The organism is Peribacillus sp. CSMR9 (assembly GCF_033141925.1).
GTDB lineage: Bacteria > Bacillota > Bacilli > Bacillales > DSM-1321 > Peribacillus > Peribacillus simplex_A.
Genome location: NZ_JAOPHO010000088.1, coordinates 1 through 13044, shown reverse-complemented (window position 1 = coordinate 13044; position 13044 = coordinate 1). Strand labels below are relative to the sequence as shown.

The 13044-nt window shown below is 38.0% G+C and carries 8 protein-coding genes and 2 pseudogenes; 9 read left to right on the top strand and 1 reads right to left on the bottom strand.

From position 1 onward, the window contains the following. The 6 genes and pseudogenes from N9I19_RS22285 to N9I19_RS22260 form a co-directional block, all read left to right on the top strand. Positions 1–1038 (top strand): iron-containing alcohol dehydrogenase (locus N9I19_RS22285; protein ID WP_317779009.1); only part of this gene is annotated, 1038 nt, incomplete at its 5' end. Positions 1039–1069: 31 nt separating this feature from the next. After that, on the top strand, positions 1070–2425 hold the full coding sequence (locus N9I19_RS22280) for a GntP family permease (protein ID WP_317779008.1): 1356 nt from the start codon (positions 1070–1072) through the stop codon (positions 2423–2425). A 26-nt stretch (positions 2426–2451) separates the two neighbouring features. Next, positions 2452–3354, top strand: a complete 903-nt coding sequence (locus N9I19_RS22275) for an NAD(P)-dependent oxidoreductase (protein WP_125160735.1) — start codon at positions 2452–2454, stop codon at positions 3352–3354. 29 nt (positions 3355–3383) lie between these two features. After that, the gene (locus N9I19_RS22270; RefSeq protein WP_317779011.1) at positions 3384–4907 is read left to right on the top strand and encodes a CoA-acylating methylmalonate-semialdehyde dehydrogenase; all 1524 of its coding nucleotides are present in this window, start codon (positions 3384–3386) and stop codon (positions 4905–4907) included. 256 nt (positions 4908–5163) lie between these two features. After that, entirely contained in the window at positions 5164–5781 is a 618-nt protein-coding gene (locus N9I19_RS22265; RefSeq protein ID WP_317779010.1) for a DUF3885 domain-containing protein, read from the top strand. Positions 5782–5982: 201 nt separating this feature from the next. Further along, positions 5983–6126 (top strand): annotated as a pseudogene (locus N9I19_RS22260) (IS110 family transposase); the annotation flags it as partial. Positions 6127–6291: 165 nt separating this feature from the next. On the opposite strand, the gene N9I19_RS22255 reads toward N9I19_RS22260, so the two are convergent. Further along, on the bottom strand, positions 6292–7248 hold the full coding sequence (locus N9I19_RS22255) for a patatin-like phospholipase family protein (RefSeq protein WP_317779007.1): 957 nt from the start codon (positions 7246–7248) through the stop codon (positions 6292–6294). Positions 7249–8550: 1302 nt separating this feature from the next. Between N9I19_RS22255 and N9I19_RS22250 the strand changes: the two genes are divergently transcribed. The 3 genes and pseudogenes from N9I19_RS22250 to N9I19_RS22240 form a co-directional block, all read left to right on the top strand. Continuing rightward, positions 8551–8736, top strand: a complete 186-nt coding sequence (locus N9I19_RS22250; RefSeq protein ID WP_317779006.1) for a hypothetical protein — start codon at positions 8551–8553, stop codon at positions 8734–8736. Between the two features lie 576 nt (positions 8737–9312). Continuing rightward, positions 9313–11709, top strand: a complete 2397-nt coding sequence (locus N9I19_RS22245) for an immune inhibitor A domain-containing protein (RefSeq protein WP_411730790.1) — start codon at positions 9313–9315, stop codon at positions 11707–11709. A gap of 408 nt (positions 11710–12117) precedes the next feature. Continuing rightward, positions 12118–12845: pseudogene (locus tag N9I19_RS22240) on the top strand (IS3 family transposase); the annotation flags it as partial. Positions 12846–13044 lie beyond the last annotated feature (199 nt).

Below are 13044 nucleotides of genomic sequence, written 5' to 3'. Positions count from 1 at the left end.
CCCCGATTGAATATCGAGAAAAGGCCGCAGCTTGAAATACTCTTTTTTTATTGTCTACTTGACAGGGTTATGTGCACTTTAACTCTTTTTAAAGAGAAGGAATGTGATTTAATTGTTGGTCTAGGCGGAGGAAGTTGCATTGATGCTGCTAAGACGGTAGCTCTATTGGCTAGAAATAAAAGCGCTTTAATTGAATATATGGGTGTGGAAAATGTGATTATAAATGATCCCGTTTCAGTAATAGCTATTCCAACAACAGCTGGAACAGGATCTGAGGTGACTGATGCCTTAGTTGTGACTGATACTATTAAAGATTTAAAAATGATGATTAAACAACCTAAAATAATGCCACAGGCAGCTATTGTTGACCCAAGTCTAACGCTTTCATCACCAAAAATGTTAACAGTTGCCACAGGGATTGATGCATTATGTCACGCTTTAGAAGCTTATATCTCACGTAAGTCTCATCCTTTAACTAATACACTAGCTTTATCATCTATCAAATTAATTATAGATAACATTCAACGTGTTTATGAAGATGGAAATGATTTAGAAGCAAGAACACAGATGGCTTTAGCTTCAATGCAAGCAGGCATTGCTTTTTCTAATTCATCCGTATGCCTTGTACATGGGATGTCTCGGCCAATTGGTGCCTTGTATAAAGTACCACATGGGATTTCGAATGCAATGCTTCTATCAGCTGTGTTGGAATTTAGTGAAGGCAGCTGCGTTGAAAAACTAGCTCAAGTAGGTCGGACAATTATGGAGGGCATGGAGCAGCAAAGTGATGTGGTCGTGGCAAAAGAAACCGTATTTTTCATTAAAAAACTATGTGTTGATTTAAATATTCCTAATCTTAAAGCGTGGGGAATTAATGAAGAAGATTTTGAACAATCTTTAGAGAAAATGGCAACTGACGCATTAGCAAGCGGAAGTCCAGGGAATCACCCCCGAGTGCCTAGCAAAGAGGAAATTATTGATCTATATCGGGTCTCCTTTACTAATGACTATTCAACTATGAAACTACTCAAAAAATAATATTGAATTTGGAAAGGGGGGATTGGTTAATATGGCAATTAGTTTTTTAGGTTTAATAGCTGGCCTTGGACTACTCATGTATATGACCATTAAAGGGATAAACATCATTATTGCAGCTGTGTTGTGTTCTGTTGTTGTAAGTATCACAGGCAAGCTTAATCTAATGGGAGCGTTAACAACAGACTACATGGGGGGCTTCACTGGTTTCTTCGCTTCCTGGTTTTTAACATTTTTACTAGGTGCAATTTTTGGGAAAGTCATGGAAGATACAAAATCTGCAAATTCAATTGCAGATTGGGTTCAGCGTAGATTCGGAGCTAAACGTGCAGTATTTGCTGTTGTAACCGCGTGTGCGCTTATGACGTATGGTGGTGTAAGCGTATTCATCGTTGCCTTTTCCGTTTATCCTATTGCAGTTTCTTTGTTTAAAAGTGCTAATTTACCTCATCGTTTTATACCTGGTGCACTTGTCTTTGGATCCATCTCTTTCACTATGACATCGCCAGGGTCACCAGAAATACAAAATTTAATTCCTACTGAACATTTTGGTACGACTCCAACTGCTGGAGGTTGGGTGGGGGTGGTTATTGCTCTATTAATTATGGTTGGAGGTGGAATTCTCTTAGGAAGGATGGTTCAAAAAGCCGTAGATAGAGGAGAAACTTTTTCTATGGACCACATTGCTGAAAGTGCATCGAATGAGGTTGCTGCAACTCGGCTGGAAACAGAGGATGACCTGAATCAAGGAGTATCTAAAAAGGGCTTGCCTAATATAATTATTTCGATCATTCCTTTGATCTCTGTAGTAGCAGTTTTAAATATTGTTGCCAAGTATATCCCGACGGATCAAGCGGTATTGGTTGCTTTATTTGCGGGAATTGTTGTGGGATGGGCGCTTATGTATAAAAATGCTATTGGCACTCATTGGAAAGCCCTTACTATAGGGGCAGAAAATGCACTTAATGCCATTGCTAATACATGTGCTGTTGTAGGATTTGGTGCAGTTGCAGCAAAAGTACCAGCATTTACTGCTATTGTGGATACGCTTACTAATATGCCTGGGCTAGAATATGCGGGTCTTGCAATGGCTGTTACGACTATAGCCGCTATAACCGGTTCAGCCTCTGGCGGTTTAGGAATCGCTTTACCTATACTTGCACCTATTTATCAAGCACAAGGTTTAGATTCGGGAGCTATGCATCGAATTTCATCCATTGCTTCCGGTGGACTAGATTCTTTACCACATAACGGATACGTCGTTACTACTATCAGATCGGTATGTAAAGAGACACATCAACGAGCATATAAGCCAGTATTTGTTCTCAGTGTGGTCGTACCTACAGCAGCTTTAGCTTTAGCAGTTATCTTATATATGATTTTTTACTAGATGATACCTGAAGGGGAGAAAGAGAGATGAGTTTAAAACATAGGATAGGGTTTATCGGATTAGGAAATATGGGTTTACCTATGGCAGAGAATTTGATTAGTCACGAATATATAGTATACGGTTTTGACATTAATCCAACAGCCATTGTCAAATTTCAAGAAATTGGTGGACATGTATGTCAAAGTATTAAAGAAGTACTCCAACATGCGGATGTGATATTTATTAGTTTGCCTTCACCAGCTATTGTTGAGATGACATTTTTCGAAGAAGGCATTATTAAGTATGGTTCTGATAATTTAATGATTATTGATACAAGTACAGTAACACCAGAATTAAACCGTAAAGTTTTTACTGCTTGCCAGAAAAATAACTTAAGATACTTAGGTTCTCCAGTAAGTGGCGGTGTTATTGGTGCCGTTAATGCAACCCTTACATTTATGGTTGGCGGACCTAAAGTATACTTTGATGAAGTGCAGCCACTGCTAAATATTCTAGGGAAAAATCTGTTTCATGTTGGAGAAAATCCAGATAGTGGCACTGTGATTAAGTTAATCAATAATTTGATGATCGGCTTCTATACCCAAGCAGTTGGGGAGGCGCTAACTCTTGGTGAAAATATGGGCTTAGATCACGAGCGTATGTTTGAAATCCTAAATGTAAGTTATGGCCAAAGCAGAATATATGAAAGAAATTATAAGGAGTATATCGCCGATAATAACTTTGAACCTGGCTTTACAACAAATCTGTTGTTAAAAGATTTAAAAATAGCTAAGCAAATGGCTGAGGAATGTGGAATTAAGCTTCCAATTGGAGACCACTTGGTAGATTGGTATACGCAGGCAGCGAATGAAGGTTATGGAGAGAATGATATGTCTGCTGTTTACTTATTGACTAAGAAGCTAGCCGAAAAAGCAATACAAAAAAAATAATAATAAATTAGGAGGAATAAAATATGACTATGATTAAAAGTGAATTTAATACGAAAACATTAACTCATTTTATTGGTGGAGAAATGAAACCTGGCAGAAGTGAACGCTTTGGAAAGGTATATAATCCTTCAACGGGTGAAGTAACGGCTTTTTGTCCATATGCTTCTGAAGAGGAAGTAAATGAAACAATTGAAGTGGCACATTCTGCTTTTGCAGCTTGGAAAAATACGTCTGTAGCAAAAAGAGTGGAAGTTATTCATCGCTTTAGAAGCCTTCTAATAGAGGAAACAGAACGACTGGCAATTATAATAGGTCTTGAAAGCGGCAAAACAATTTCTGATGCAAAAGGTGAAATTAGTAGAGGAATTGAATCGGTTGATTTGGCGATAAATGCTCCACATATGTTAAAAGGTGAATACTCTGTCAATGTTGGTGGAAATATCAACTCTTTTTCAATGAAACAACCTCTAGGTGTAGTTGCAGCGATTTCTCCATTCAATTTTCCAGTAATGGTACCGCTCGCAATGACTTCTATGGCAGTAGCTTGTGGAAATGCGGTAATTTTAAAACCCTCTGAACGTGTTCCGAACTCAGCTTTATTTATCTCGGATCTATGGAAAAAAGCGGGCTTACCAGATGGGATTTGGAGTATCATTAACGGTGACAAAGAGGCAGTTGATGCATTACTTAAAAATCCAAAAGTATATGCCATATCTTTTGTAGGTTCTACTAGGGTAGCTGAATATGTTTATCACGAAGGAAGCCGAAATAATAAAAGAGTAGCTTCTTTTGGTGGAGGAAAGAATCATATGATTATTATGCCGGATGCTGATTTAGATCAAGTTGTTACTGCCTTCCTAGGTGCAGCATTTGGTTCTGCATCCCAACGCTGTATGGCGATTTCAGCAGCTGTTCCGGTTGGTAAAGCTACAGCTGATGCATTTGTAGCAAAATTAAAAACTCGTGTACTAGAATTAAAAGTAGGGGCATATAATGACAAGAATGCAGACTTCGGAGCTGTAATTACACAAGAATCAAAGGATTCTGTTATCAAGTATATTAATGAAAGTCTTGAAGAAGGTGCACAATTATATGTGGATGGCCGGAATCCTAAAATATGTGAAACGGAAAAAGGTTTTTATTTAGGACCAACGATTTTAGATCATGTTACTCCTGATATGAAAATTTATCGTGATGAGGTGTTCGGACCGGCACGTATTGTGGTACGCGTAAATAGCTTAGACGAAGCAATTGAATTAATTAATAATCACGAATATGGTAATGGTGTTACGATTTTCACAGAAAATGGGTCTGCTGCAAGGAAGTTCTCAGAACAAATTGAAGTGGGAATGGTCGGTGTGAACGTACCGATTCCGATCCCAGTCGGATACTACAACTTTGGAGGGTGGAAGCGTTCGAAATTCGGGGAAGGCCACATGTTTGGTCCAGACACCGTTCGCTTTTTCACAAAAACCAAAACGATTTCAGAAAGATGGCCTGAATCCAAAGACCACGAAAATAAAGCGGAATTTTCATTTCCAAGTAATCAATAACTAAATAATTTCATTACATTGAGATATTTCGAATTTTCATAGGGAAATGTAATTAACAAATGAAATATATTGAAATAAGCGCAAAACGCTTGGATGATTTTATGATTCCAAGCGTTTTTTTGCTTGAGGGGCTCTATTTTTTTTCAAACCTGATATTTAACGGTCTACAGGAATGCTAAAGGGGCAAGATAGTTCCTTAAGGAATGGTACAATGAAGGAAAATTAACGAGGTGCAAAAATGCTTTTAAACGACTTTATGAATGAGAATTTCCCGAACTTAGAACTTAGACCACCCTTGTTTTATAGTTGGAAAATTGGTATCCGTTTTGAATTAGGTGTGGACTATGATAGAGATAATGATTATGAAAATAGCCCATATCTACAAGGAGTATATAAAAGGGCTATCACTTTATTTAAGTCCTTGCATTCTCATAACGATGATATTTATATCGTAGTTGACGTAAACGATTATGCAGATGGTTATAAACATAAATCAAAAACTTTTTGTCGTTATATTAAAGAGAAATCGGTCTTATATGGGTTAAACCAAAAAACAATTCCCTATATTTTTCCTGACGATGATGATGAAGGAACATATAAAACAGATAGATTTACTTTAAAATGTAAAACGTCTGACTTCAAATACATTCCTATGTTAAAAGCAATCTGCAATAATGATATGGGTATAAGACCAAGTATTTTTAATAGAGTCTATTTTATCAACATCAACAGGAAAACTATATTTCACGTTTATGATGACAGGGGTTGTGATTTATTGGCGACCTCTCCCGAAACAATAAGAGATGTTTATGACAAATACAACGATTGGATATTAGATTACGACAGAAATGAAATAGACGAGACATTCAAATAAAGGATGTCTCCTTGTTGAACTAACAGGTGCTTTACTTCATTATCAGGAGCTAATCAGCTGCTCATTTCATTTTCAGTTATTACAGGAATGCTGCCCCTTTAGTTGCATAAGAGTTTGAACGAAAAAAGACCTCTTGATAAGATGAATGTGTCCTAAGCTGGCAGCTAAAAAGGACAAAAACATCTATTTGGAGGTCTCACAATGAATTATAACCAAAATCATAAAATCTCTCAAATTACTTCTGAAACCTTAATTGTGGGAGTAGATATCGCCAAGCACAATCATGTAGCGAGAGCACAGGATTTTAGAGGATTGGAACTGGGTAAAACGTGTTTCTTTGAAAACTAGAGCAATAGTGAGATTGTGTTTAGTTTATTGAGGGAGTTTAGTTGAAGAAGAACTGAATAAATAAAAACAGCCAGGTTATGGCTGTTTTTCTATAAAAAATCCAAATGCTTTCAATAAAAACGGAAAATTCAATCACCCAATCAGATTTATGGGATAATTTGATTAATTCCAGTTTTTCTCTATAAATTGAACTGCAGGTTGTAAATTTGTTTTGTTAGCAATTGAAATGACAGCGGGAACTACAGACGGGTCCGTTTTGGAGAAATTAGGGATCCTTGGATTTAACCGAAAAAAACGATTTCCTAGAAGCTGAGAACTGACCATGGATTCATAGTAAGCGGATCCACTAGCGACAATCTGAAGAAATGGCAGTAAGGGTTCATTGGGCGATCGGTCCAAAAGGACTCCCCAATTTGGGGGAAGGTTCTTCATATTTTCGGGGCGTATGTTATCTGCACTCACCATCCCCCACCCCTTCGTATCTCTTCTTAATTGAGTCGGCTCTTCACCTGTTCCAATGGATAATACCGCAATTTGATCCAACGGCTGTTTGGCTTTCCCCACTGCAAACGCGATACTGGCTGTACTGGGGTTAGTTGTTACTGTATACCCATCCACGTAGTTTTGATAGGCTCGTTGTGTCGCGGGAGCACCACTGCTCCGTAGTATTACATCACTCGCTTTCTCATTTAAATAGGGAGAGCCAGGAAAGTTGTGGAATAACACAGGAGTCCAACGATTCAGCTCCGGTGAGAATAAATGAAATGCAGGGACAACAATTCGTCTTTTTAAGTCTTTGAGGAGAAGATCTGGTGGAAAAAATGTTTGCACCGCTTTAACGAAACCAGAATATGGTAATTGTTGGTTGAAAACAGGTCCACCTGGTCGGGAAACGCTGAATGCCGGCAGGATTTTATCCTTAAAAAACTGGAGTGTCTCCTTGGGCGATCTTCCACTTGCTAACGCAAGGGCAGTGAATGAACCGATTGAATTTCCTGAAAAAACATTGGTTCGCCTAATTAATTTTGGGTTGTGCTGAGCCAGTCTGTTCAAAAGTTGTAAACTTAAAGCACCTAATGTACCGCCTCCATCAAAGGACATAATCCGATATTTTGTCAAAGCAGATTTCTCCTTTCTAATCTGATCACAAGTATCATTAAGTATATGTTTATTTTTTGTCTGTAGTATGGGTAATGAATACCTCTTTGACCTGAAATCCTTCAGGAGCCGGATTATGTAGCTAAACATCCAAGGAAAGACTCCATCAAGTATATAAAAAAATATTACGACAAGGGTAGAGGAGACTACGTTTGAGTGGCATTACGGGCCAGTGATGAAAAAGTCAGAAAGTACAACCCCAAAAAAAAGCTTGAAAGAAAATAAAAAAGCCATAGCGGTGGGCTACGGCCTACAAGCATGCAAAATTTTAGCTGGGTGACAATCCCGATCTCCAACGAGGGCGACGGCTGCCTGTTCCGTCCTCAAACAGGTTATTTTGCAGCCTTGTGCACAATAGGTTATTGATTATTTTTATTATATATCGTGCGATCATTCAAGATGGAGGTCGCTTTTTCCAAAAACAGGATTGTGAAGAATTACACTTAAACTACCATGAAAATTAAACACTAATAATCAGGAAAAAGACCATATTAAATAAAGCGCAAACTTCAATTTTTTGAAAAAGAGAGCAGCGCCCTATTAAAGTTCTCCAAATAAATCGGTGGTTAGGATGCTTCTGATATATTTACGAAGGGGGCTAGGGTGGGACAACAAAACTTGCAGCTTGGAGATTTTTATTAAAAAGATAGAGAAAAGGCGACTTAATTGTCGTTTTTATTTTGCACTCAGAATAAAGGTTTTGAATTACATATTCTCTTATTCAAAGTAGCATCGTTCTAGTGAAATACATAAGTAATTTTAAAAAAAGGCTCTTTTCGTAAAGATTGTTGTTTTTAAAACGAAACTATTTAAGGTTGATTGGAGCGGAAGTGCGAGACTCCTGCGGGAGCAGCGGGACAGGTGAGACCCCACAGGCGTTTACGCCGAGGAGGCTCACCGCCCGCCCCGCGGAAAGCGAGCATCTGGAGGGGAAATCAACCACAACTCACTACCTGGTAAATAGCAACAAAGTATGTGAAAACAGCCTTAAAAAAACTACTCGGTATGAGCGTCAAAAAGAACAATCATCAAAGATTCTTGGAGACAAATTTATCAGTTACTATAGTGAAGTTTACTTCTTAATTATTTTAAGAATAACCTCGATAGAATATATATTTTAATCTAATACTCAAGTATACAAGGTGACCTAATATGAATGTTTCAAAATGATTTGATTGTGATTCGAATTGTATACGTAATGAATTAAAGGGGGTATGGTGATGTGCCCGAATAAATCAATAAGTGGATTTAGGAGAGAATTGGATGACATACTTGAAACAATTCGTACGTAATCGGAGAAGAAGAGAAAAGACCGAGGTATTAACCGCACTCATTCCAGAAAGCTTGTACGGTGATTTCAAAGGTTACTGTGACGAACTGAATTTATCTATCAGTGAAGCGATTTGTCTGCTGATAGAACGTGAAATGACAGGGTATCTGGAGAATTAGCAATCACGGACAAATACAAAATGAATGATGATGTAGTCAATGTGAATACAAAGGTAGTCAATAAGATTGCAAAAGATGTAATTCAAATACAAATAGATTCGTAACGACACAATGGCAAGTAGACGCACAGCTTCCATGTCCTTATAGTGGTCAGTGGGTGGCAGCTACTAACTTTTCCAGACATGCCAAGCGACAGACACTTAACAACCACACAGATATCTTCACGAATGCGAAAAAAGCTGAAATATGAACTAAATAAGACGTAATTTTGGATTAACAATAGTTTAAGAAGAAAGGTACGTTCATTGCTATAAATCAGTTTTCATAGTTCTACCTGTAAATATGAAATCTGTAGTAATTTACCTTAATGCAAGTGGTAACCTACTTGGTCTCGAGTGTTAAATTTAAGAATGTTTATTGAGAAACATATTTTCAATTATCTGATTAATCAATATATTAACCATTGCCAATTTGTAGCCTGTAGTATAAAATTCTATGAAACTCTTTCTTTTCGCAATTAGTTTCATAGACTTTTTTTAAGGGGGATGGACTTTGAATTGGAAAAAGAAAATTAGCATGCCATTATTATCTGCTGGACTTGCATTTAGTGCGTTTACACCCGGAGTTATAAGTCATGTGAATTTATCTCAAGAAGTTAAGGTTTCTGGAAAAGAGGGAGCACCAATTGATTTAGGGATTGCAAATGATGACCGGCTAATTGAGATGTTAAAGAAAAATGGATCGATTCCAAAAGATGCGACGACCACAGAAGCAGATAAGGCATTACAAAAGTATTTACATAAGCTAGCGACAGCCTCGGAAACTAATAAAAAAGAAAATTCTTTTGAAAAGAAGCAGGCCGCACTAAAAGAACAAGTTAAAGCAAAAATGGATAGTAACGGTCTAAATGAGGGAAAAGGAAACAAGTCAGGGCAAGCAAAGCAAAATACTGTTTCCTCTGTCAAAAAAGAAGATTGGGATGGTACGGAAAGGAAAGACGAGGTCCTCGTTCTATTAATTGATTTTCCTAATCTTCCACACGGACAATTAACTTCCGATGAAACAGACATGTATTATAGCGGACCCGATGCATACTCCAACCAACATTATCAGGATATGATTTTCGGTGAAAATGGCTATGTCGGTCCGGATGGTAAAAAGAAGATCTCCATGAAACAGTATTACGAGCAACAGTCCGGCGGCAGTTATACGGTGGATGGTAAGGTTGCCGGCTGGTATACAGCCAAACATCCAGCTGCTTATTACGGCGCTCATGATGAAAATGCCGGTAATGATAAAAATCCAAGAGCACTTATTCGGGAAGCCCTTGCTGATGCGGCTAAAGATCCTTCAATTGATTTGAATCAATATGACAAAGAAGATCAGTTTGATTTGGACGGTGACGGCAATATGCGCGAACCAGATGGAATCATTGACCATGTCATGGTCATTCACTCTGGTGTCGGGGAAGAAGCAGGCGGCGGTAAAATTGGTGAAGAGGCAATTTGGTCTCACAGCTGGGATCTAGGCGGTCTCTACCCAATTCCCGAAACAAAAGCGGATGTAAACTATTTTGGTGTCGATAATTTGTTAGGACTAGCCTATACCATTGAACCAGAAGATGGAGCTGCGGGCGTATTTGCTCATGAATTCGGTCACGATTTAGGCTTGCCGGATGAGTATGACACTCTTTACAGCGGTTTAGGTGAACCAGTCAGCTACTGGTCACTCATGTCAAGTGGAAGCTGGACAGGGAAAATTCCAGGTACGGAACCATCTGGCTTCAGTCCATATGATAAAGAGTTTTTACAGCAAACGATGACAACAAATGACTTTATGCCAAACTGGCAGTCAGGAAGTCAAATAAATGTAAATGATGTTACTTCTAAAGGAACAGAGTACTTGCTTGATGAAGCAAGTACAAAAGGCACAAATGATGATGTTGTTAAAGTAAATCTTCCTGAAAAGGAGATATTAGTTAATACGCCTGCAAGTGGAAAGTCAGAGTACTTCAGTGGGAGTGGAAATAATCTAAGTAACAAAATGAACACGACTATTGACTTATCCAATGCTACTTCTGCTCAACTTACATTTAAAACCTGGTACTCTATCGAACAAGATTATGATTATGCTACTGTTCGTGTCAATGGTCAAACGGTTCATGGTAACATCACAACGAATGATGATCCTCAAGGGTCAAATCCAGGCAATGGTATTACAGGAGATTCCGGAAACAAATGGGTAGATGCAACATTTGATTTATCTCAATTTGCTGGACAAAAAGTCCAATTAAGCTTCAATTATGTCACTGATGGCGGATTGGCAATGGCTGGTTTTTATGTTGATGATATCAAGGTAAGTGCGGGTGGCAGCACAATTCTGTCCGATGATGCGGAAGGAACTTCACCATTTACTTTTGTAGGTTTCTCCAAATCTGATGGCAAAAAACATGCAAGTCAGTATTACCTTCTTGAATGGAGATCCCATAACGGTTCTGATTCAGGTTTAGCCAATGTGAACCGTAAAGGAACCATGTTATCTTATGATCAAGGTTTAGTAGTTTGGTATGTTGATAACTCCTACGATAACAACTGGACAGGTCCAGACTACCACCCTGGTGATGGTTTCTTAGGTGTTGTCGACGCCGACCAGCACAATAATATCTGGCATAATAAGGACTGGAAGGATCCAAACGGTGTATATGATGTTAATAAAGTCCTTGGCTCAAACAGCTATCAAATGCATGATGCAGCATTTAGCTTAAACAAAGGTAGTAAAGTGACCATTGGTGATTCTTCTTTCTACTTGAAAGATAACTTTACTCAAAGCAATGCCATGTTTGATGATAATCAGAATTACAGCAATACCCAAGCTCCTGACGTTGGCCGTAATATTCCAAAATTCGGACTAAAGGTTCGCGTAGTTGGCCAAAGTGCTGACGGTACTGTAGGTAAAATTTTACTTTATAAATAATAAGGTGGTTCTCTTATTTAAAGTGTATCCCTTGTAAAGGATATTTTAAAAAAAGCTAGAAAGCATTGAACAGATGATCCCTGTATTGTGAAGTGAACACAAAAAGTTAGACAAAGTATTTTAAGCAGCTGCTAAGGATTGGATCCTGTATTTTACAGGACTCAATCCTTTTAGTTTTGCTTACTTCATACTTCTGAGCTACATTTTTAAAAAATTCATGACCCTCAATAAAAAAATGAACGGCAGCTAGCTTAGTTTCTAACGAATATTTTGTCATAAAAAAACTGCACCTCCAATTGTTAATTGTGACTAACAATTGGGGTGCAGTTCATACTGAGGGGCTCTGTTTTTTTCAAAGCCGATAATTAATGCTCTACAGGAATGCTAAAGGGGCGGGATAGTTCCATTATACTGAAAGCATTTAGATTTAAAAACCGCAAAAAAGGAGCCCGCCAAATCAAGATGACTTTGGCAGGTCAATTCAATATTGTCTATAACCTGAAAAGGATTCGAAGAATCATGGGGAAATACAACATCATATGCCCATTCAGAAAAGCAAATCCATACAAGCTTATGATGAAAGCTACCCAGGAACACAGAGTCCTTCCGAACCTTTTAAACCGGGAGTTTAAACAGGATATCCCTTATAAAGTATTGCTTACAGACATCACCTATCTTTTTTACGGGAATAGACAAAAGGCATATTTATCAACGTTTAAAGATGCCTCTACTAATGAGATTCTGGCTTATCATGTCTCAGACCGCATTACCATGGATATCGCTACTGATACCCTTAACAAATTGAAAAAGAATAGGGAGATTAAGTTGGCTAAAGGTTCCTTTATCCACTCCGATCAAGGAACCCACTATACACACCCAGACTTTCAAAGGTTAGTAAAAAAGTATAAATTGGGCAAGTCTATGTCAGAAGGGGGAATTGTTGGGACAATGCCCCGCAAGAATCATTCTTTGGACATTTTAAGGACGAAGCTTATATAAAGCCATGCCAGACTTTAGGGGAGTTAAGAAGGGAAATCAAAGAATATATGACTTATTATAACCAGTATAGATATCAGTGGGATTTAAAAAAGATGACCCCTGTTCAATACAGAGATCATCTTCTAGAGATAGCCTAACCTTTTTTTAAAATTGTCCTTTACATAGGGTACAGTTTATAACAGAGACCTCCTTTCTTATACTCCCTAATGCTAAACATTCTCTTTGCTGTCATTTACTTGTTTTGCTACTTTTTGGTGAATTTCTAATTTCAATCCAATTATACATCAATAATCCATATTATCCCATTTTCGCTGTTTATCATTTTTTTACTTAATC

Bases quoted from the DNA above. Each gene is read 5' to 3' on its own strand.
- N9I19_RS22245 (WP_411730790.1), top strand. From the start codon at position 9,313: ATGCCATTATTATCTGCTGGACTTGCATTTAGTGCGTTTACACCCGGA.
- N9I19_RS22280 (WP_317779008.1), top strand. From the start codon at position 1,070: ATGGCAATTAGTTTTTTAGGTTTAATAGCTGGCCTTGGACTACTCATG.
- N9I19_RS22265 (WP_317779010.1), top strand. From the start codon at position 5,164: ATGAATGAGAATTTCCCGAACTTAGAACTTAGACCACCCTTGTTTTAT.
- N9I19_RS22270 (WP_317779011.1), top strand. From the start codon at position 3,384: ATGATTAAAAGTGAATTTAATACGAAAACATTAACTCATTTTATTGGT.
- N9I19_RS22250 (WP_317779006.1), top strand. From the start codon at position 8,551: ATGACATACTTGAAACAATTCGTACGTAATCGGAGAAGAAGAGAAAAG.
- N9I19_RS22275 (WP_125160735.1), top strand. From the start codon at position 2,452: ATGAGTTTAAAACATAGGATAGGGTTTATCGGATTAGGAAATATGGGT.